Below are 19,782 nucleotides of genomic sequence, written 5' to 3'. Positions count from 1 at the left end.
GCCTCGCGGCGGCAGCGGGTCTCAGTAGAGGATGGAGGGGAGATACGCTCCGGCGGGTTCGTTGTAGAACCCGATGGTCATCAGGCTCATGAGCTGCTTGACCTTGAGACCGTGTCGCAGACACCACTGGAGCAGGGGGGTGTCGCGCGCGGGGACGAGGATGCCGGGGCCGCCGAAGGCGGGAGCCGCGGCGATGAGGGCCCTGATGTCCTCGGTGCTCTCGCCGACCGCGTGCGCGAAGAACGACAGGTCCGTGGCGTAGCCGGTGATGCGTCCGTCGTGTTCGCACACGCGGGCCGTGCCCATCTCGATCGCGTCGGCGACCTCGCCGCCGCGATCGGTCCCGTGGACCTTCCGGCACACCTCGTTGCACGCCGCCAGGTCCGCGTCCGTCGCCGCCCGCACCCCGTACCCGGGCACGGTTCCTCCGATCGGCTGTCCCTGCAGGCAGGCCATCGTTTCGCGGAACTCGAACCCGAGGCCGGCGTACAGCGCGAACGACCGTGTGTGGTAGCCGCTCTGCAGCAGTCGGATGCCGGGTGCCTGCCGCTCGGCTGACCGTCGCATGACGTCCTGCATGAGCCGACGTCCGATGCCGCCGTTCTGCGTGGCCGGGTCCACGGTGACCGGCCCGACGCCGGTTACGGGCGACCGCTCGTCGAGGAAGTTGCTGCCCACGACCCGGCCGTCGAGTTCGGCGACGACGCTGTAGAAGCCTGGGTGGTTCAGCAGCGTTCCGCACATTCCCGCGCCCTCTTCCGCACTGGGAACGTCGGAGGTGAATCCGTGCTCGCGGGCGATCCCGGAGAAGGCCTCGAAGCAGATCCTTCCGCACTCCGAGGCATCATCCGCCCTTCCCGGGCGCAGTACGAGATCCACGATGGCATCTCCTTCCGGCCTGCCGCCCGCCCAAGGCTCTCCTTCCATCAAACGCGCCGGGCACAACATCGGCAAACCGGTCTGCCCCGCCGTGCAGCCACGTGGATCGACAGCCACTTGAGGGAAACTCGAACAAGCGTTCACCTGTCGTGGGTCCAGATCCTCACCGCGTCAGGATGTCGCCTCGTGGCTCCTCCAGGCCGAGCCTCCCGGCCCGGGTGCGCACGGTCCCTGTCACGACAACGCCGCGATGAGTTCCTCGCGACAGGACATGCCCGTCTTCCGGTACACGGCCTTGAAGTGGTCGTTGACGGTGTGTGGTGACACGTCCAGGCGGCGGGCGATCTGTTTGCCGGACAGGCCGTCCAGCGCCTGTTCGACCACCGCGAGCTCCCTGCGGGTGATGCCGTACCAGGCCGCGACCGCCGGAAGGAGGAGCCCGGCCGAGGCGGGCTGGACGGTGATGACGACATCGTCCACTGCGCCGCCGACCAGCCGTTGCGCGTGCAGCCCGATCCAGCCGTCGGCGGTCGGGATACGGCTCAGCGCGCTCCCTGCCGCGCGACGGGCGAAGAATGCGATATTCCACGTCGTGAGGGCGAGTTCGTCCTCGGTGGTGAGCTCCATGTCGGGTACGCACGCGCGCAGCCAGTCGCGACCGGTCGGGGAGGCTGCCTTGATCCTGTCGTCCCTGCCGACCACGATCACTCCGGGGGGCCGGACGCCGGGGAGCGGTCGCGGCGTCGTCAGACCGGTGACGAACCTTCTCAGAATCGTGCACAAGTCAGGCAGGAGCTGCTGGACCGCGTCGGCGTCGGCGGACGTGAACGGGCGCCTTCCCCGTTCACGCAGCAAGGCCATCGTTCCCCAGACCACGCCGCCGGCGACCAGTGCCACCCGCATCTCACTGCCGAATCCCTGGGGAATCAGTACCTCGTGCAATCGACGGCTCGATTGCTCCCCGGGCGCGCCCGAGCCGAGTACCCCGACCCTCGACGGGCCACGGATGAGTTCCGAGAACGGAAACAGGTCCTGCCCCCGGACGTCGTCGATCAGCGTGCGACGGAACGTCTCGCCGCAGTAGCCGTGCTTCCTGCACACGAAGCACCCCGCGCCGGTGACCGGGTCGTTCCCGGTGAGGACGTACCCCTCGTGCGGTACGAGCCGCCCGATGCGCTGCGAGAGCTCGAGCCCCAGCTCGGGCACGGTACGGGCCTCGGCCATCGCCTCCGTGAACATGAAGCGAGTATCGAGGTGGCCCTCAGGTCAACCCCCCAGATCGCGGGATGTTCACTCTCAGGCGTCCAGGTGATCCTCAGAGGCAAGCGGATCCGCAACGGAGACGCCACGAGAGAACGGACACAGTGATGCGACGTCGACTCACCGCGCTCGCCCTCGCCCTGGGCACGGCGGCACTGCCGCTGACCACCACGACTTCCGCGTCGGCACGGGACTTCATCGAGATCCGCAGCGACATGCACGACAAGTGCCTGTCGTCCAACGGCGACAACGTCGAGATGCAGACCTGCCGCCAGCACGGCAACCAGTTCTGGTTCTGGGACGGCCGTAAACTCGTCAACGCGGCAGAGAACCACTGCCTCGACGTGCGCAACGGCGAGATCAACGCCCCTGCTCAGGCGGTCGGTGACTGTCACGGCAACGCCAATCAGCGCTGGAGCCACAACCCCAACACCCGTGAGCTGATCTCGGACGTCAACCCCCAGTGCCTCAGCATCCAGAACGAGGGTGAGCGCAGGGACGGGGCAGGGATCAACATGCGCAACTGCACCCGCGCCAACTGGCAGACCTGGCGGATCACGCCCGTCTGACCGGACTGACGCAGGGGCCCCGGCGCGAGGGGGAGGCGCCGGGGCACCACTGCGTCGACCTGCTCGGCCTCGGGACGCTGCATAAGATCGTGAGCAGGCACTAAGGAGTTCGGAATGACGGGAACAGTCACTCGTTACCTCTATCTCGTCCGGCACGGCGAGGCGTTGCCGGACGAGAGCGGACTGACGGAGCACGGCCGACAGCAGGCGGTGCTGCTCGGCCGGCGGCTCCGGGGCATCCCCTTCTCGGCCGTTCACCACAGCCCACTGCCCCGGGCAGCGCAGACCGCGCGCCTGATCGGTGAACAGTTGAGCGATGTCCCCCTGCGCGTCACGGAGACTGCTGGGGACTACGTCCCCGACGTGCCGAACAGGGACGAACTGCCGGCGGACTCCGCCGACTTCCTGCTTGGTTTCCTCGACCAGTTCACGCCCGAGGAGCGGGAGCGCGGACCGGTGCTGGCCCGCCAGGCACTGGAGCGGTTCACCGGGCCGGTGGACGGCGACGAGCCGCGTCACGAACTGGTCGTCACCCATAACTTCCTCGTCGGCTGGCTCGTCCGGCACGCCATGGACGCACCGAAGTGGCGCTGGATCGGCCTCAACCATGGCAACGCCGCCCTGACGGTCATCCGATACGCGCCTGGGCGGCCCTCCTCCGTCCTCGTCTACAACGACATGCGACATCTGCCTGCCGAGCTGCGCTGGACCGGCTTCCCACCCGAGTTGCACATCTGAGCACGTCAAGGGCCGCAACAGGGGCCGGACACACGATTGAACCTTGGAGGAAGCGTGACAAGTTCCCGATCAGCTGACACGCATCCCCTCGCGCTGTCCGGTGGACGGCGCCCATGCCGGGCGCCGTCCATCACCTCAAGGAGGCCGAGACGGCGATCCGTGCGGGCCCCTCTGGCCGGTGCCCGGTGATCACCTCAGGTCGTAGTCAAAGGTGTACGGGACGGATGGCTCACCGTGCTCGGCAGTGAAGCGGCCGGTTCCCCGCAGCCCGGTCAGCTCGCCGGTGCCTGAATCCGGCACGACCTCGAAGACGCAGCGCACCGTGCCGTCGGCGTCGAACGAACCGCGTTCCTCGACGACGAAGCTGCCCTCGCGTCCGTCGAGACTGCCGATCAGCATCTCCATTCCGGTGAACGTCCCGGTCTTCTCCGTGACGTAGACGATGGTGTACTCGCAGGTGGTGTCGGCGACCTCGATGCCGCCGGTGAAGGTGTTGGTGACGGAGGCGTGGGCGAGTTTCGGGCTTGCCTCGCTCGGGCTGACGGGGCGCTCCTCCCAGTTGGCGAAGGTGAAGTGGCCGGTGGTCTGCGCGGGCATGGATGTCCTCTCGATCAGCCGCACGGTTTTCCGCACGGCGTGTGATCAGACTGAACGCCGTACCTGACACCTCCTGTCAGGTATGGCAGGACAATGTCTCCATGCGTGCCGACCGGCTTCTTTCCCTGCTCCTGCTGCTCCAGAACCGTGGGCGGATGACCGCCCCTGAGCTCGCCGCAGAGCTCGAGGTGACGACCCGTACCGTCTACCGGGACATCGAAGCGCTCAGCGCGTCGGGTGTCCCGGTCCGTGCCGAGCGCGGGCCCGCCGGCGGCTACCGCTTGATGGAGGGGTACCGCACGCGGCTGACCGGGCTCACCGACGCCGAGGCCGGCTCGCTCTTCCTCGCCGGAGCGCCGGGGCCGGCGCGTGATCTGGGCCTCGGCGCGGTGCTGGCCACCGCTCAGCTGAAACTTCAGGCCGCCCTCCCGGCCGGACTCGCGGAACGGGTCCGGCACGTTCAGGGCCGCTTCCACCTGGACGCGCCGGCATGGTTCAGGGACCCGGACCCGGTTCCGCATCTGGCACAGGTCGCACGGGCGGTGTGGGACCAGCGGGTGCTGCGTGCGCACTACCGGCGTTGGGGCGGCGAGGTCCATAGGGAGCTGCGCCCGCTCGGCATCGTCCTCAAAGGCGGAATCTGGTACCTGGCGGCGCTGGCGGACGAGGCCGTGCGGACCTATCGGATATCGCGGTTCTTGGCCGTCGACACGACGGGAGAGGCCTTCGAACGACCGGCCGCATTCGATCTGGCTGCCTACTGGGAGGAATCCTCCCGACGTCTGGAGGCCGCGCTTCACCAGGGAACCGCGCAACTGAGGATCTCCCCCCGAGCCCAGCGACTGTTGCCCGTGCAGTTCGGCACGGCGGGCGTACGAGCCCTTGAGAGCGCCGGGCCACCTGACGAGGAAGGCTGGGTTCGGGTGGAGATGCCGATCGAGGCACAGGCCGTCGCCGTCAGTGACCTGCTCAGGCTCGGCACCGAGGCAGAGGTACTCGGCCCTCCCGACCTCCGACAAGCCGTCGCCGAGGCCGTCGCTGTCCTGGCGAAGCGCTACGCAGCGCCCTGACCCCGGCCTGGGCAGTCACGCCTGGCGCGCCCGGTGGGGGATGGGTGACTCACCGGACACGTCCTAGCGGTCTGTTGTGCTGCTTTCAGCTCCCGCCGACGGGCTGGGACACGGCGTTCGGCTCGGGCTCCGCACCCGGCTCCGGCTCCGCGAGCATGTCGTCGACGATCCGGAGCCGGGTTTCGGGAAAGCGCTCCGCGATCGCGTCGCGCATCATGGCAACCCCTTCCGGATCGGCTGCCGCGCACTGCTCGCGGGTCTCCGCGTCGGGCCAGCGTGCGTAAGCCACCCAGGTACCGTCGTCCGCCTGGTGCAGCCTCGACCCGTAGCTGCCGCACCGGGTGTGGATCGCCGCCGTCACCCGGTGCCACCCGGCGACGAACTGCTCCTCCTTGCCCGGCTGGAGCCGCCACCGATAGATCACAGCGAACATCCCTGAATTCCTCTCATCTCGCAACCTCATCGGAGCGAAGGCCGTCTGCTCGTTCACGAAGATCATTTCAGGCCGAAGGCAACCGGCCAAGGGAGTGCGCTTCCAGGACGGAACAGACTGCCTTCCACGACCCGCCACGAGGTACGGCCCGCCGGACCGAGGTCCGGCGGGCCGCAGACGACATCCCCTGCGCCGCGACGGAGTCGCACCGGCGCCTGGATGGTCCGGGGGAGTGGTGCGGCTCCCGGTCAGCCGCAGTTGCCGGCCGGCCGGCTACGGGTGACCAGATCGCCGTGACCGGTGGTGGCGTCGATCCAGATCAGCTGCTTGCCACCCGCGGAGACGGCGGCGGACTGCTCACCGCGGTTGCAGGAGACCCGTCCCCTGTTCGCACCGTCCGCGGAGAACTGCCACAGCTTGGACAGCATCTCGTTGCGGTACGGCGCGCCGGGGGCCGAGGCAGCCTCGGAGGTGACCGTCACCGCCTCCTCCGAGGTCGTCAGACCGGTCGGGTGCAGCGCATCCGCGCCCTGCTCCTTGCTGAGGTCCACCACACCCGTTCCGTCGAGGTTCGCGCGTCGCACGGCCCGCTGGCCCTGGTCGGTGACCTCGTCCGCCAGCCAGAAGACGTGCTTGCCGGTGATGCCGGTCTGCCCGACGTTGATCGGCTTGCCGAGCTGCGGCATCACGGTCGTCGTGCCGCTCGCGAGATCCAGGACCTCGACGGAGTAGAGGTAGCCGCCGGGACGCGAATAAGTACGTCGGCCGTAGGCGATCTTCCCGCCGTGGAGGGACGGCATGGCGGTCGCGTTGCGCCGACCGCCGGTGTCCACCCACGTCGGCTCCTCGTCGCCCGGGCGCAGATAGGCCACCCTGATGGGCACGCCGGTACGCACGGACGCCGAGAAGACCACGACACCGCCCTCGACCCGCACGTCGTAGATGCTCTTGCGGTTGGACCACAGTTTCTTGATGGGGCCGCCCGTCAGCGGCCGCGACAGGAGGTCCACACCACGCGGCCCGCGCGCCGCCCACACCACGGTTTTGCCGTCCGTGGCGGGATTGACGTGGTAGCGGCCGTCGTTGGGGCTGATCAGCTTCGGCGATCCGCTGCCGTCGGTACGCCCGGCCCGGATCGAGTACGGCTCGGAGCCGCTGTCGTCGGACTTGGACACGGCCCACCAGCCACCGCCGGCACCGGTGTCCGAGTCGGTGACGTTGAGCCTGCCCAGCAGCTGATCGGTATCCACGCCGATCGCCTGCTCCCAGTGGGGGACGATGCCGTGGGCGTTGAAGGAGCGGGTGACGGTGTCGAGGTCCTTGGCGGAGACGTTCAGGGCCCTGGCGGCGGCGAGTACCGCGGCCCGGCCCTCGGTGAAGCCGTCCAGCGGGGTGAGGTACTCGGTGAGCGCCTTGTAGACGATCTTGTCGGCGAGCGTCCGTCCGACGTCCTTGCGCATGTCCCAGAGGGCGCCCGAGAAGATGGTGGAGTTCAGGTGAACACCGCCGTTGTCCGTGCCGAAGCCCATGCCGAGGAAGGACTTGGAGGTGGTCCTGCCGTCGTTCAGGTCGCGCACCGCACACTCGCGCGGTGACTTCGTGCGGCACAGGGTGTCGCCCATCAGACCCGAGTCGGGGCTGTCCATGGAGACACCGGAGGCGTCCGTCTTGATCGCATTGCCGAAGTAGTCGGCAATCGCCTCGTTCATGGCGCCGGACTGGCCCGCGTAGACGAGGTCGGCGCTGTTCTCCACGACCCCGTGCGTCATCTCGTGGCCGACGACGTCCAGGCCGGCGGACAGCGGACGGTACTCGGCGTCGCCGCTGCCGTACACCATCTTGGTGCCGTCCCAGAAGGCGTTCACGTACGGCATGCCGAAGTACGTGACGCCGACCAGGGAGTTGACGGTCATGCCACGACCGTTCAGGCTGTTCCGGCCGTGCGCCTTCTTGTAGTAGTCGTAGACCTTGCCCGCCGCCCAATGCGCGTCGACCGCGCCCGCGTCGGTCGCCTCCTTGCCGAAGGAGGGGCTGGGCGAGCCGAACTCCTTGATGTCGGCGGGCCAGGCGCCGGACACGTCGCCGACGCTCTTTCCGCGCGCGTCCCAGGTGGCGAGCAGGTTCTTGCTGCTGTCCCGCATCCGGGAGTGATCACGCATCACGTATTCCTTGCGCGACACGTCCTCGGCCAATTGCAGTTCGACCGGCTTTCCGTCGAACTTGACCCCGGATCCCCTGACGCCCGGCTCCTCCGCCGGAGCGGGGTCGTCCGCGGCACGTGCTGCCGCCGTGTCGCTCCCGGCGCGGCCGCCCGCTCCGGCGCCCCGCCCCGGGGTGCCGAACGTCTTGATCCCGCTGTACTGGAGGACCGGATGGCCGGCCTGCGCGTCGATGTACACCTCGCGAAGCACCGGTTCGCCGGTGGCCGGATCGGCGCCGCGCACGGTGACGTGATGGGTGAGCACGCCTGCCCCGCGGGGCAGGACGACCGGACCGCGGGCGGTGCCGGTCAGCGGCGGTGCCGCCGCGCTCTGCCCGTCCTCGGTGGCGTCGTCCCTGCCGAACTTGTCCGTACCGAGCTGTTCCTCGACCGCTTCCACCGCCCGCTCGACGGCCAGGTCCTCCCCGACTGCGGCCTTGACGTCGATGGACAGCCCGGTGAAGTACTTGCCGGAGGTACCGGTGACGACTCTCTTGCCGCCCTTCTTGTCCATCCGGACGAGGTACTGGCCACCCAGGACGTCCACACCGCGGTGCCGCTGCTGAAGCCGCACGGTCTCCGACGCACCGACGGCTGTGGTCTGCAGGGGCTTCAGGTCGCGCTCCGGGTTGGCGATCCGGTAGCGGCCCTTCTTGCCCACGAGGTGCCCCCGTGCCGCGTCGGCCGCACTCCCCGTGGCCTTCACCGGATCCCGGAGTCCCTCCACCAGCGCGGGCGTTGCCGTCCTCTGCCCCGGGACCACCCCGCCCGGGCCGGGAGGCGGTGGAGGCGTCGCGGCAGCAGGGGCCGGAGCCGCCGAAACGACAAGTGCGGCGGCGCTGATCAGCGCCGCCGCACCGGCTATGCCACCCTGCGCCCTGGATGCTCTCGGTCTCGCCGAACGTGCTCTCGGCTTGCGCACGGTATCCCCCTCCGCGGTGTGCCCGGTGGCACACGCCTGACAGCAGGAACATCTTTGGTCGGGGCAATGCAAGCGGTGATGCGGCAGCTCATCAATGGGGTGCGGGTTTGCGCAGCTGAATTTCGGCCTTGGTCGACTTTCCGCATGCCGTCTGCGTCGCGATGACCGACCGCTGTCGGCGCGACGTGAGCGGGGCGGGCGCCGACGGCGTCAGCCGTAGAGGGGGACGACCTCCAGGTCGACCCGACGGCCGGCCGCAGCGGGGAGGAAGCGGTCGTTGAAGAGGAGCGCGAGCTCGCCGGGGGTCATCCCGTGGGCCTGGGCGATCGGCTCGCGCCCGACGAAGCTGGCGTACTTCTTGTCCAGGACCGGGCCGAGGGCCTGGCGCCCGGTGACGGGGTTGGGCCGGTCCAGGACGACGAACCGCCGACGAGCCGTGGCGGCTGCGACCATCGCGTCGTAGAGGGTCCAGTTGCAGGTGTAGAAACGGGCCCCGCAGTCCTGGAAGTCGTAGACGAGGGTGTCCACCTTCGAGCGGTCGATCACCTCCGCCAGGGCCTTGCCACTCCTGAGATGGGTGTCGAAGACGGGCAGCCCTGAGGACCGGTCGATGGTGTCGCCCTCGGACTTGCCGGCCTGCGGGGTGCCACGGTAGCCGTGCTCCCCGGTGAAGATGGCCGTCACCCGCACCCGGTCGTCGGCGTGCATGACGTCTACGATCGATCGGCAGTCTCGGGTGATGCCGGCCATGTTCGTCAGTACCCCGACCTGCTGCCCTTCCAGCACCCGGTAGCCGTCGGCGGCCAGATTGTCGAAGCCGGGCCGTACGGGAGCCGTTCTGCCCGCGGCATCGTCTGTGCCGAAAGCGGCAGCGGGCCCGCTACCGGACGTCAGCAGCACGGATGTGCCGGCTGTTGCCGCAGCGGCGAGGAGCGAACGCCGAGAGGTCGCCATGAGCACGGACAGTAGTGGTAAGGGCGCCGGGGGTGTGAAGAAGACGCGCGGGGGCGGGCGGCACGCTACGCGCTGTCAGTAGGCGACGCACCCCGTCGAGGGGGTGACGTACGCCCCTCCAGGTGAAGGAGCGGTCCGGCCTGACTTACCGGGAGGTTGGAACTGCGGGCGGCGGCCCGCGGCGAGCTCTTGGCGCGCAGCCCCCTCGCGGATGTGCTGCGGCGGGACCGGCTGCTCCGCCCGGAGCTGGTGGCGGCGTTCGCACGAGCGCGTCTGCCGTGGTACCGAGAGGCTCTGGGAGAGTTCGTCAGGACGACGTCCGAGGTGGGGTGCGGCAGGCGATTCCGGCTGCCGCACCCCACCTCGAGGTCTGTATTCCTGACTCTCGGTCAGGGCTTCCCGGTCATCTCATTGCCGCCGGTGCGCCCGGAGAGGTCCTTCAGCAGGTGGGGCCGGCTGCCGGGGTCTCGAACGTCTGCCCGTTGGCCTGGAGCAGTCCCACGTACTTCTTGTTGCAGGGGTAGCTCATGTTCCAGGTCGTGTTGGCTCGCTCGCCGGTGCTGATGGTCTTCCACGGGCCCCAATCCGCAGTGTTGGTACGGAATCCGAGGCGTGCCTGGATGGTCGAGCCGGCCTTCTTGGTGTAGAAGACCTCGATGCGCGAAGGGCTTGTGTTCAGCGAAATGCAGAGCTGTCCGTTGCTCATGCTGGTGCACTTGACCCTGTCGCTCCCCGATGCCGCGGCCGGGGCCGACGCCGGCGCTGACGCCTGAGTCGACGCGTCACGCACGGATGCGTGGGCGGGTGCGGCGATGAGCGAGGTGCCGGCTGCTATGCATGCGGCGACAGTCAGCGCGATCTTGCGGCTCATGTGGTTGTTCCCCCTGGTCGTTGGTCATGATCAACGGTGGCGAGACTACAGGGGGTTGATCGTGTTTTCCATGGTTGGAGCGTGCCTGGTTGACGGGTCGGTCGATCGATCGCGGGCCCGTCCGACAGGGGGATCGCCGATGCGGTTGGGAACCGGATCGAGCCGCTGATGCCGACCGATCCCGTTCGGCCGGACGGTTGGGCGAGCACTCTTTCGCGGAACTGTGGATCCCCGTGGAACGGGCAGCGGCCTGAGCGGTGGCGCGCGGCCGCCCCTTGGGTTGCCGCGCGCCTGGACATGCCGGCTCTCAACTCTCGGCCGTCAGCGCTGAGCTTTGGGCCCTGCGTTTACACGTTGTCAGATGCGCGTGTCCTCGACGGCGGGGACGGAGTGGCTGCTCTTCTTGTTCCCGGTCAGTGAGCGGCGCGGCGCGGGGGACGCGGTTGTCTTGCTGCAGAACGCGGGCTCGAGTGTGTTCGTCAGGCTCTGGGTGACAGCGCCGTTGTTGGACGCGTTGGCGAAGAGGACGACTGTGCGTTTGCCGTCGGGGGTGGAGAAGGTCTGTGTCTGGTAGCCCTGGACGATTCCGCCGTGGCCCAGGACCTTGCCGCAGGAGAGCGTGATCTCCCGCAGGCCCAGCCCGTAGCTGATCTTTGCGGTGCTTGTGGGGATGACGCTCGCCATCTGCCGCAGTGAGTCGTCGGAGACCAGCCCTCCGGAGCTTCCGGCGAGCAGAGCGGTCACAAAGCGGTCCAGGTCGGAGGCCGAGGAGACGACGCCTCCCGCGCTCCAGATCCAGGACGCGGTCTGCTCGGTCGAGTCGAGCAGCGGTTTGCTGCGGTCGTCATTGGTCAGGTAGCCGGTGATGTGCGGGCCGGTGATGCTCTTCTTCGGCACGGTGAAGGAGGTCTGGCGCAGTTTGAGCGGCTTGAAGATCTGCTCGCGCAGTAGCTCGGCGTAGGGGCGCCCGGTGAGATGCTCGGCGGCCATGCCCATCAGCACGTAACCCGTGTTCGAGTACGAATACGCGCCTCCCGGGGTGTACTGCAGACCGTGCTTGACCGACATGGCCACGAGGTCCTTGGGCGCGTAGACGTTGTTGCGGATGCGCTTTTCGAAGGCGTCGGTGGTCTCTTCACCGCTCTGTTCGAGGAGGTCGTTGGTGTGGTCGTACACCCCGGCGCGGTGCTCCATCACCTGGCGTGCGGTGATGGGCCAGTCCTGCGGGAGTGTCCCCTCCGGCAGGTAGTCGCGTAGCGGCTTGTCCAGGTCGATGCGGCCTTGTTCAACGAGGCGCATCACGAGGACGGAGGTGAACATCTTGTTGTTGCTGCCGACCCTGAACCGCCGGTCGGTGTCCATGGGCGTGCCGTCGAGGTCGGCCTTGCCGATGGCCAGCGACCGGTCGAGTCCGGGGGTGCCATGGTCGCGGATCACCGCGAACGCGCCCGGTGCGCCTGAGTCCACGACGCGTTGCAGCGCGGCCCGCACCGCGCCAGTGTCCGGCGCGGCAGGGGTCTGCTCGGCGGACGCGCTCACCGCGCCTCCGGCGACCAGCGCCACGGCGGCCGCGAGCGTGGTCACCGAACGCGTGAGCCCGGTTCTCACCATAAATACCTCTGTCCCCCGGCGACTTGTGGATAGTCCCGGTTTTGTCGCATGTATGAGACCAAGATCGTATATGGGTGCCGGGGTCCGCAGAGGCGGTACCCGGCCGGGAACCGGGGATCGCCACGCCCGAGCGGGCACTCGGCCGCTGGGTGCTTCGGTGTCTGTACCGCCGAGGAGCCGGGCTCGACGCGCCCGGCTCCTCGGCGGCACCGGGTCTCATCCGGTGCGCGTGATCCTGTCTTCTACGGGGTCAGCCGACGCCGACGGACAGCGAACCAAGTCGAGTGCCCAGCCAGGCCGGTAGGTCCAGTAGCCGTACTCTCTCCTGCTCGTCCGGGTCGGTCCGCGCGACCAGGCACACCATGTCCTCGGTGCCGCTGTTCACCGGCATGTGCGGGGTATCGGCGGGGATGTGGAGGTAGTCGCCCGCGTGCAGCACCACATGTTCGGCCAAGCCCTCTCCATGCCATACCTCGACCTGGCCGGACTGGATGAAGATGGCCGATTCGTGGCCCTCGTGCAGGTGCGGGCGACCCCGGGTGCCTGCGGGCATCACCAGCCGGTGAAGACACAGCCGCTCCGCTCCCGCCGACTGGGCGCTGATGCCCGCCCCGAACGTGCCGCCCTGGATTCCTTCGTACTGCCCGGTGCGGACCACCGAGCACTGCTTCTGATCTGCCATCCGCGCAGTACAACAAGTCCGCCCGCGGTCTTCGATCAGTTCGGGCCAGGCCTCGTTGGTGAGGAATTACCCCGGCACATTCCTTTGCGGGTGGTGGTGAAGGGGGATGCCGCAGGACGGAGGCCGATGAGCTGGAGCACGGTCATCCGCTGGCGAGAGCAGGCAGGCTACGCCCCTTGCCCCTAGCCGCCTGGGGCGTGACAGGTCCAGCCCTTTCGACCGCAGGCCGGCGTGGCGTTATCGGCGCCCTCCGCAGTCGGCGGACACGGCGAGAGTGGCTCCGCCCGCCCCGGGCGCGAGGCGCGACGCTGTCCCTCCTTGGATTGATGGTGTCGAATCCTCGAACCTGGCGGCGGTCTCCTCACTACTCTCGGCAGGGCCCGGGAGCGTGCTGCGGGACCGGCTTGCGCAGCCCGGAAGAGTCTGACCGAGGGGGCCCTCCGAGCTCCCGGACCACCGCCAGAGCATCGGAGGAACCTTGTGATGGAACACGCGTGGGAGTTGGTCCGGCGACTGACCGAGCGCCTGGACGACCACAGCACGCTGCCAGCCGAGCAGCGGCGCATCCTCCAGATCCTCAAGATCAGCGAGGAGGCCGGCGAAGCCGCCGAGGCGGTGATCGGCGCGATGGGGCAGAACCCGCGCAAGGGCTTCTCCCACACCTGGGACGACGTGCAGGCCGAAGTGTGCGACGTGATCATCACCGGGATGGTCGCCCTCAACCGGCTCGCCCCCGACGCCGCCGACGTCTTCGCCCGGCATCTGGCCCGAATCGTCGAACGTGATATCGGAGACAGGAGCCGACCGGTCCCGGCGCCTTCTCCGTCGCCGTTCGCGGGGGCCGCTCCCTTCTACCGCCGATACCGCTCCGGGCTGCCGGCCCCGGCCGCCGCTCTACTGGCCCGCTCGGTCGCCGACGTCGACGCGCCGACGCTGCTGGACCTCGGTTCCGGTACCGGTCAGGTGCCGCTGGCGCTGCACGCGGTGTTCGGGCAGGTCGACATGGTCGAGCCCGATGCCGGCATGGTCGCCGAGGCCGAACGCCTCCTTCCCTATCTGCAAGGACCAGGGCAGACCGTGCGCCTGCACCAGGTGAAGGCAGCGGACTTCACCCCGCCGTCCGCTACCTGGCGCGCGGATCTGGTGACGATCTGCAGGGCCTTCCACTGGGTCGGTCAGGACACGGTCCTGCGGCAGTTGGAGGCTTGGACCGCGCCTCAGGCCACGGTCGCGGTCATGGGCGACAAGAGCCTGTGGACCCTCGACAACGGCTGGGCCAAGGCCCTGCGCCTGCTGATCCAGTCGTTCCTCGGCGACGACCGGCGCGCCGGCCCCGGCGACATCTTTCATCCGCACGACCGCCCCTACGTCGACGTCCTTGCCGAATCGGCCTTCAGCGACGTGCAGGAGTACCGGTTCGAGGACCAGCGGGAGTGGACTCCCACTCAGGTCATCGGCTACCTCTCCTCGACCTCGTTCGCCTCCCGGGCCGTCTTCGGGGACACGTGGCACGCCTTCGAACGGCAGGCGCTGCGGCTGCTGGTCGAGCACTGCGACGCAGGCACCGGGCTGCTCACCGAGAACAACACCTTCACCGTCCTCCTCGCCAACCGTCCGTGACCGTGTCTCTCCCAGGGAGGAAGAGCGGTGGGGAGAGACACCGAAAAGGCACCGCGGGGCTGATCAACGCGGCCGGCGAGTACTTCCGGATGTCCCACTGCCCGCTGCCGTCTCCTCTCTCGCGCCTTCTCCCAGAAGGGGAGAGCGCTTCCCGCCCGACGAGCAGACGGACGCCGGGGAGCCCTCTTCGGGTTCCCCGGCGTCGTTGGAGTGGGCGATGGCGTACGCGGTATTACCGGCGGCCGCGCATGAGCAGATGGAGGAAATACGGCGTGCCGATCACCGCAGTCATCAGTCCGGCGCCCAGCTGGGCCGGCGCGATCACGGTTCGGCCCAACAGGTCTGCGGTGCACACGAGCACGGCGCCCAGGAGCACCGAGACGGGAACCACCCGGACGTGCCGGCGGCCCACCAGGGCCCGGGCCGCGTGTGGCGCCACGAGACCCACGAAGCCGATCAGGCCTGCGGCCGCCACGGCGGTCGCGGCCAGTAGGACGCTCAGCACGAGGAAGGCCAGGCGTCCCCGTGCCAGATCGAGCCCCAGGAGCCTGGGGGCGTCCTCGTCGAGCGAGACGAGGTCGAGCTCGGTGCGCCGCAGTACCGCGACGAGCACGCCCACGGCGAGCACGGCGGCGAGCGGCGCCACGTCCGGCAGGGTCCGCCCGTAGGTGGAGCCCGACAGCCAGGTGAGGGCCTTCGTCGCGTTGAACGGGTCGGTGAGGACAATGATCAGGCTGATCAGGGCGGAGGTCCCGGTGGCGGCGCCGAACCCGACGAGGACGAGCCGGTTCTGCTGGAATCCGCCCCGCGCCGCGAGTCCGAAGACGACGACGGACATGACTGCGGCGCCCGCGAACGCGGCTCCGGCGATTCCCCAAGAGCCGACCGACGGCACCGTCGTCACGACGAGCACGGCGCCGAGGGAGGCCCCGCCGGAGACGCCCAGGGTGGAGGGCTCCGCCAGCGGATTGCGGGTCACGGCCTGGATGAGCGTTCCGGCCAGGGCGAGGGCCGCGCCCGCGAGGAGCGCCGCGAGGACCCGGGGCACGCGGGTGTCGAGGACGAAGCCGACGGTCCGGCCCGCCCTGCCCTGGGCCCAGTTCACCACGTCGCCCAGCAGCAGTTTGCTGTCGCCCAGTAGTACGGCGGCGATCGCCACGCCGACGAGCGCCACCACCAGTACGGCCGTGGTGGTCAGGAAGACGGCCCTGCTCCTGATGCGCAGCCGCTCGGTCGCGGTGGCCCCGGCGGTGTCCTTGACCCGGGTGGCCATCACGATCAGGAGCACGGCGCCGGCGACGCTGGTGGCGACGCCCGTCGGCACGGCGACGGCCACGTCCGCCGGCACGAGGGCGCGCAGGAGCACGTCCGAGCCGAGGACCAGCACCGCACCGGCCAGGCCCGCGACCGGAATGCCCGAACGCGCGCGGGTGAACGCGCGGACCCTGCGGGCCAGGGGGCGGACGAGGGCGGGGGCGCACAGGCCGACGAAGCCGATCGGTCCGGCGAGCGTGACGGCCGCTGCGGAGAGCAGGGTCGCCAGCACCACCACCGTGATCCGGGTGCCGCGGACGGGGACGCCCAGGCCCCGGGCGGCGTCGTCGCCGAGCGCCAGGGCGTCGACGCGACGGGCGACGAGCAACAGCCCGACCAAGCCGATGAGGCCGACCGGTGCCATCTGGAGCACGGCGTCGAACCCGTGCTGGGCGATGCTGCCCTGGTTCCACTGGAAGAGGCCCTCGGTCTGCTGGGGGAACAACAGGAGCAGCCCCTCGGTGACGGCGGTCAGACCGAGGGTGAGGGAACTGCCGGCGAGGACGAGCCGTACGGCGCCCGTGCCCAGGCCGGACAGGCCGAGCACGACGGCCGCCGCGGCGAGGCCGCCGACGAACGCGACGCCGGAGTGGGCGAAGAGCGGGAGCGAGACGCCGGTGACCGAGACCAGCCCGAGGGCCAGGTAGGAGCCGGCGTTGACCGCGAGGGTGTCGGGTGAGGCGAGGACGTTGCGGCTGACTGCCTGGAGGGCGGCGCCCGCCATGCCGAGTACGACGCCGACGAGCAGCCCCGCGGCCATCCTCGGCAGCCGGGAGGAGATGACGACGGACGCGTCGCCCGGGTCCGCCCGGCCGGTGAGCGCCTTCCAGACTTCGGGGGCGCCCACCGCGGCGGTGCCCTGCGTGATGTCGGCGAGCGCGAGGCCCGCGAGGAGCAGGACCAGAACGGCCACCGCCGTGGCCGCGCCCGTCCGGGAGGCGGCCGCCGGCGGACGGGTGGCGGGAGGTGAGGCGGTGACGGTCATGGTGCTACTTCTTCTTCAGGGCCTCGACGACGGAGTCGACGTACTTGCCCATCGACTGGGGGCCGCCGAACATCCAGATGCCGTCGGGCAGCCGGTGGACGTTGCCCTTCTCCACGAACGGCAGCGACGTCCAGGCGGAGTCCTTCGCCAGGACGCCGGCGAACGGCGTGCTGTTCTTGTCGCCGTCGCTGCCGATGTAGGCGAACTGCACGTCTTCGTCGAGCTTGGTGAGGCCCTCGACGTCGGTGGAGCCGAGCCCGTAGCTCTTGTCGCCCTCGACGCTCCAGGCGTTCTTCAGGCCGAGCTTCTCGTTGACCGCCCCGATGAGCGAGCCGCTGGTGTACGGCCTGATCGTGACCTGGTTGGAGACGACGTAGCCGTCGGCGAAGGCGTACTTCGCCCCGGCGTGGCCGGCGTCGGCGAGCGCCTTCTTGCCCTCGCCCAGCTTCGCCTGGAAGTCCTTCTTGAGCTTCTCGGCCTGCTGCGTGGTGCCGGTGGCCTTGGCTATGAGGTCGAGGTTCTTGGTCATCTGCCCGATCGGGTCGGAGGCGTCGGCGGCGCGCACCTCCAGGACCGGGGCGACCTTGCGCAGCTGCTTCACGACGGCCGGCTTGAGGTCGTCGGTGGCGACGATGAGGTCAGGCGACAGGGAGGCGATGGTGTCCGTGCTCGGCTCGCCGCGGGTGCCGATGTCCTTGGGGTCGTTCTTGAGCGGGGCCGCGGTGTTCCAGGTCTTGTAGCCCTTGACGTCGGCGACGCCGGCGGGGGCGACGCCCAGCGAGACCAGGCTCTCGACGACGTTCCACTCGGTGCCGACGACCTTCTTGGCCGGGCCGTCGAGCTCCACCTTTGCGCCCTTCGCGTCGGTGAGGGTGATGGGCTCGGCGGTCTTCTTCGCGTCGTCGGTGGCGGGCTCGGTCGTTCCGCAGGCGGTGAGGGTGAGCACCGCGGTGGTAGCGGCCGCCGCGGCCAGGAGGAGGCGTCTCATGAGGTGGTGCTGAGCCTTTCGTTCCGTGTGTGGTGCCGGCCGATCGCGCGGGTGCGCAGCCGGCCCGTGAGGGGGTCGTGGTCGACCTCGATGCGGATGCCGTACGTGTCGGTCAGTTGCTGGGGTGTCAGTACGTCCTCGGGAAGGCCGTCGGCGATGATCCGTCCCTTGTGGAGCAGCACGATCCGGTTGGCCACGGCCGCGGCCTGGTCGAGGTCGTGCAGGACGACACCGACGGCGATCCCGTGGTCGTCCGCCAGGTCGCGGATGAGGTCGAGGAGCTCGACCTGGTACCGCAGGTCGAGGTAGGTCGTCGGCTCGTCGAGGAGCAGCACGCCGGTCTCCTGCGCGAGGCAGCCGGCGAGCCACACGCGCTGGAGCTGCCCTCCGGAGAGGTGCTCGGCGCCGCGTTCGGCGAGTTCCTCGATGCCCGTCATGGCGAGCGCACGGTCCACGGCGGCCCGGCCCTCCGGGTCTGCCTTGCCCCAGCGACCCTGGTACGGGTAGCGGCCGAACTCGACGACGTCGCGCACGGTCAGCCCACTGGGGGTGGGGCGCCCTTGGGTCAGCAGGGCGACGCGGCGCGAGAACTCGCGAGGGGACAGCGCGAGGCCGTCGGTGTCGGCGTCGATGACGATCGTCGCGGTCCGGGGCCGCTGCAGCCGCGCGAGCGTGCGCAGAAGCGTCGATTTCCCGCTGCCGTTCGGACCCACGAGGACGGTCACCTCGCCGGGCCGTAGCGTCAAGGACGCGTCGTGCACGACGTCGACGCCCTCGTACGCCACGGTGACGCCCATGGCCGACAGCTCATGACCGTGGGGACGCCTGGCGCCGGAGGTCTCTTCAGCAACTTTCACGCTGCGAAGGTTAGCCTAACCTTAGGGCGTGCTGAGACAGGCCTGGGCAGCTGAGCACAAGGCGAAATTTAGCCGTTCCCTTCCGGCCGGCGCGGCTGAGCAGGGCAGTTGGAGGACGGTAGGGCGCCGAGCCGCTCGGCGCCCGGGCGCAGCACGTCCCGGCTCACTGGATACCGCCGCCTCTCTATGCTGACGACATGATCGACATACCTCTTTCGGCCTTGGAAGTCGCGATGGTCCAAACGGGCACCCGAGCCGTGGACACTCTGCGCGACACCGCGGCCTTCGCGCAGGGACTGGAACGGCTGGGTTACCACCGGATCTGGTACGCCGAGCATCACCACTCGCCCGCAATCGGCGCGTTCCCGCCAGTCGTGCTGACCGCGCACTCCGCTGCCTTGACCTCCTCCATCCGGCTTGGTTCGGGTGGAGTGCTGGCCCCCAACCACGCACCGATCACGCTGGCGGAGCAGTTCGGAACGCTGGCCGCTCTGCATCAGGGCCGCATCGACCTGGGGATCGGCCGTGGCCCTGGGACCTTCGACGAGGTCACCGCACGGGCGCTGCGCCGCGGAGCCGGACCGGCGACGGATGGGGAGTACCAGGGCGACGTAGCCGCGATCCTGTCCCTTCTGGTCGACGAGGTCGCGCTCGGCCCGCTGCCGGAACCGTGGCTGCTGGCTTCCAGTACCGCAGGTGCCGCTCTGGCCGCGGAACTCGGCCTGCCGATCGCCGTCGCGCACCACATCCGGCCGCACAACACCCTCGCGACCCTGGAACGTTACCGGGCGGCGTTCACCCCGTCCCGTTGGTGCGAGCAACCCCGGGTGCTGGTGTGCGTGGAGGCAGCGTGTGCCGAGACGGAAGAAGAGGCCGCGTGGCGAGTCGGACCGATGGAAGTCGTCAAGGCAGGGCTCCTCAAGGGCCAGAGTGAGATCCCCTTCCCCACGCCGGCGGCGGCGGCCGCCCACCCCTTCACAGCGGAAGAACGACAGGCGCTGGACGACTTCCGTGCACGGCAAGCCGTCGGGACACCCAAGACCGTCGTGCACCGGCTCACGCAACTGGCTCGTGAGACCGGAGCAGACGAACTCATGCTGACTACGCCCGTCTACGACCTCCACGACCGCATTCGCTCGTACGAACTCATCAAGCAGTACATCGAGGCCACGACAGCACCGTAGGGGCAACGCTGGGAATGATGCGCGAGCCGGCACGTCGCAGGGCGCTCC

Annotated in this window: 16 protein-coding genes and 1 pseudogene; 5 read left to right on the top strand and 12 right to left on the bottom strand. The window is 69.4% G+C overall.

Translation table 11 applies throughout. The features are described from left to right. Window positions 1–21: 21 nt before the first annotated feature. Window positions 22–879, bottom strand: coding sequence for a GNAT family N-acetyltransferase (locus FHS38_RS20040; protein WP_229822645.1), 858 nt, complete (start codon window positions 877–879; stop codon window positions 22–24). A 234-nt stretch (window positions 880–1,113) separates the two neighbouring features. Next, window positions 1,114–2,118: a helix-turn-helix transcriptional regulator gene (locus tag FHS38_RS35505; RefSeq protein ID WP_184735285.1), complete on the bottom strand. Its 1,005-nt coding sequence runs from the start codon at window positions 2,116–2,118 to the stop codon at window positions 1,114–1,116. A gap of 128 nt (window positions 2,119–2,246) precedes the next feature. Here FHS38_RS35505 and FHS38_RS20030 point away from each other — a divergent pair, with 128 nt between their 5' ends. Next, a complete protein-coding gene (locus FHS38_RS20030; protein ID WP_184735283.1) occupies window positions 2,247–2,708 on the top strand; it encodes an RICIN domain-containing protein in 462 nt (153 codons plus the stop codon). A gap of 114 nt (window positions 2,709–2,822) precedes the next feature. After that, on the top strand, window positions 2,823–3,446 hold the full coding sequence (locus tag FHS38_RS20025; RefSeq protein WP_184735281.1) for a histidine phosphatase family protein: 624 nt from the start codon (window positions 2,823–2,825) through the stop codon (window positions 3,444–3,446). A gap of 189 nt (window positions 3,447–3,635) precedes the next feature. Here the strand turns inward: FHS38_RS20025 and FHS38_RS20020 are convergent, their stop codons facing one another. After that, window positions 3,636–4,043, bottom strand: coding sequence for a DUF3224 domain-containing protein (locus tag FHS38_RS20020; RefSeq protein WP_184735279.1), 408 nt, complete (start codon window positions 4,041–4,043; stop codon window positions 3,636–3,638). A gap of 101 nt (window positions 4,044–4,144) precedes the next feature. Here FHS38_RS20020 and FHS38_RS20015 point away from each other — a divergent pair, with 101 nt between their 5' ends. Continuing rightward, window positions 4,145–5,113 (top strand): helix-turn-helix transcriptional regulator, encoded by a 969-nt coding sequence (locus FHS38_RS20015; protein WP_184735277.1) that lies wholly within the window; start codon window positions 4,145–4,147, stop codon window positions 5,111–5,113. 85 nt (window positions 5,114–5,198) lie between these two features. Here the strand turns inward: FHS38_RS20015 and FHS38_RS20010 are convergent, their stop codons facing one another. The 6 genes and pseudogenes from FHS38_RS20010 to FHS38_RS19985 all read right to left on the bottom strand — a co-directional run bounded on the left by FHS38_RS20010 (window position 5,199) and on the right by FHS38_RS19985 (window position 12,786). Next, the gene (locus tag FHS38_RS20010) at window positions 5,199–5,546 is read right to left on the bottom strand and encodes an antibiotic biosynthesis monooxygenase family protein (RefSeq protein ID WP_184735275.1); all 348 of its coding nucleotides are present in this window, start codon (window positions 5,544–5,546) and stop codon (window positions 5,199–5,201) included. A 248-nt stretch (window positions 5,547–5,794) separates the two neighbouring features. Next, complete coding sequence (locus FHS38_RS20005) at window positions 5,795–8,668, bottom strand: M4 family metallopeptidase (RefSeq protein WP_373301834.1); 2,874 nt, start codon at window positions 8,666–8,668, stop codon at window positions 5,795–5,797. Between the two features lie 213 nt (window positions 8,669–8,881). After that, window positions 8,882–9,622: pseudogene (locus FHS38_RS20000) on the bottom strand (exo-beta-N-acetylmuramidase NamZ domain-containing protein); the annotation flags it as partial. Window positions 9,623–10,061: 439 nt separating this feature from the next. Further along, window positions 10,062–10,493 carry a hypothetical protein gene (locus FHS38_RS19995; protein WP_184735272.1) on the bottom strand — a complete coding sequence of 144 codons (432 nt, stop codon included), beginning with the start codon at window positions 10,491–10,493 and terminating at the stop codon, window positions 10,062–10,064. Window positions 10,494–10,850: 357 nt separating this feature from the next. Further along, entirely contained in the window at window positions 10,851–12,101 is a 1,251-nt protein-coding gene (locus tag FHS38_RS19990) for a serine hydrolase domain-containing protein (RefSeq protein ID WP_184735270.1), read from the bottom strand. 253 nt (window positions 12,102–12,354) lie between these two features. Beyond that, window positions 12,355–12,786 (bottom strand): cupin domain-containing protein, encoded by a 432-nt coding sequence (locus FHS38_RS19985; RefSeq protein WP_184735268.1) that lies wholly within the window; start codon window positions 12,784–12,786, stop codon window positions 12,355–12,357. A gap of 483 nt (window positions 12,787–13,269) precedes the next feature. On the opposite strand from FHS38_RS19985, the gene FHS38_RS19980 reads away from it, so the two are divergent. Then, window positions 13,270–14,406: a methyltransferase domain-containing protein gene (locus FHS38_RS19980; RefSeq protein ID WP_308433555.1), complete on the top strand. Its 1,137-nt coding sequence runs from the start codon at window positions 13,270–13,272 to the stop codon at window positions 14,404–14,406. 232 nt (window positions 14,407–14,638) lie between these two features. Here the strand turns inward: FHS38_RS19980 and FHS38_RS19975 are convergent, their stop codons facing one another. From FHS38_RS19975 to FHS38_RS19965, 3 genes are read right to left on the bottom strand one after another with little or no spacing between them, the layout of a single operon-like run. After that, a complete protein-coding gene (locus tag FHS38_RS19975) occupies window positions 14,639–16,705 on the bottom strand; it encodes an iron ABC transporter permease (RefSeq protein WP_184735266.1) in 2,067 nt (688 codons plus the stop codon). Window positions 16,706–16,709: 4 nt separating this feature from the next. After that, complete coding sequence (locus tag FHS38_RS19970; protein WP_184735264.1) at window positions 16,710–17,693, bottom strand: ABC transporter substrate-binding protein; 984 nt, start codon at window positions 17,691–17,693, stop codon at window positions 16,710–16,712. Beyond that, window positions 17,690–18,550, bottom strand: coding sequence for an ABC transporter ATP-binding protein (locus FHS38_RS19965; RefSeq protein WP_308433556.1), 861 nt, complete (start codon window positions 18,548–18,550; stop codon window positions 17,690–17,692). Before FHS38_RS19965 ends, FHS38_RS19970 begins: the two co-directional genes overlap by 4 nt. 197 nt (window positions 18,551–18,747) lie before the next feature. Here FHS38_RS19965 and FHS38_RS19960 point away from each other — a divergent pair, with 197 nt between their 5' ends. Continuing rightward, window positions 18,748–19,734, top strand: a complete 987-nt coding sequence (locus FHS38_RS19960) for an MsnO8 family LLM class oxidoreductase (RefSeq protein ID WP_184735262.1) — start codon at window positions 18,748–18,750, stop codon at window positions 19,732–19,734. The last annotated feature ends 48 nt before the right edge of the window (window positions 19,735–19,782 follow it).

This window comes from Streptomyces netropsis, from assembly GCF_014203545.1.
Taxonomy (GTDB): domain Bacteria; phylum Actinomycetota; class Actinomycetes; order Streptomycetales; family Streptomycetaceae; genus Streptomyces; species Streptomyces netropsis.
This window is presented reverse-complemented; position numbering and strand designations above follow the sequence as displayed.

What these genes read in the sequence shown, in the direction of transcription:
- FHS38_RS35505 (WP_184735285.1), bottom strand. Translation starts at nt 2,118, where the DNA reads ATGTTCACGGAGGCGATGGCCGAGGCCCGTACCGTGCCCGAGCTGGGG.
- FHS38_RS20030 (WP_184735283.1), top strand. Translation starts at nt 2,247, where the DNA reads ATGCGACGTCGACTCACCGCGCTCGCCCTCGCCCTGGGCACGGCGGCA.
- FHS38_RS20025 (WP_184735281.1), top strand. Translation starts at nt 2,823, where the DNA reads ATGACGGGAACAGTCACTCGTTACCTCTATCTCGTCCGGCACGGCGAG.
- FHS38_RS20020 (WP_184735279.1), bottom strand. Translation starts at nt 4,043, where the DNA reads ATGCCCGCGCAGACCACCGGCCACTTCACCTTCGCCAACTGGGAGGAG.
- FHS38_RS20015 (WP_184735277.1), top strand. Translation starts at nt 4,145, where the DNA reads ATGCGTGCCGACCGGCTTCTTTCCCTGCTCCTGCTGCTCCAGAACCGT.
- FHS38_RS20010 (WP_184735275.1), bottom strand. Translation starts at nt 5,546, where the DNA reads ATGTTCGCTGTGATCTATCGGTGGCGGCTCCAGCCGGGCAAGGAGGAG.
- FHS38_RS19995 (WP_184735272.1), bottom strand. Translation starts at nt 10,493, where the DNA reads ATGAGCCGCAAGATCGCGCTGACTGTCGCCGCATGCATAGCAGCCGGC.
- FHS38_RS19985 (WP_184735268.1), bottom strand. Translation starts at nt 12,786, where the DNA reads ATGGCAGATCAGAAGCAGTGCTCGGTGGTCCGCACCGGGCAGTACGAA.
- FHS38_RS19980 (WP_308433555.1), top strand. Translation starts at nt 13,270, where the DNA reads ATGGAACACGCGTGGGAGTTGGTCCGGCGACTGACCGAGCGCCTGGAC.
- FHS38_RS19975 (WP_184735266.1), bottom strand. Translation starts at nt 16,705, where the DNA reads ATGACCGTCACCGCCTCACCTCCCGCCACCCGTCCGCCGGCGGCCGCC.
- FHS38_RS19970 (WP_184735264.1), bottom strand. Translation starts at nt 17,693, where the DNA reads ATGAGACGCCTCCTCCTGGCCGCGGCGGCCGCTACCACCGCGGTGCTC.
- FHS38_RS19960 (WP_184735262.1), top strand. Translation starts at nt 18,748, where the DNA reads ATGATCGACATACCTCTTTCGGCCTTGGAAGTCGCGATGGTCCAAACG.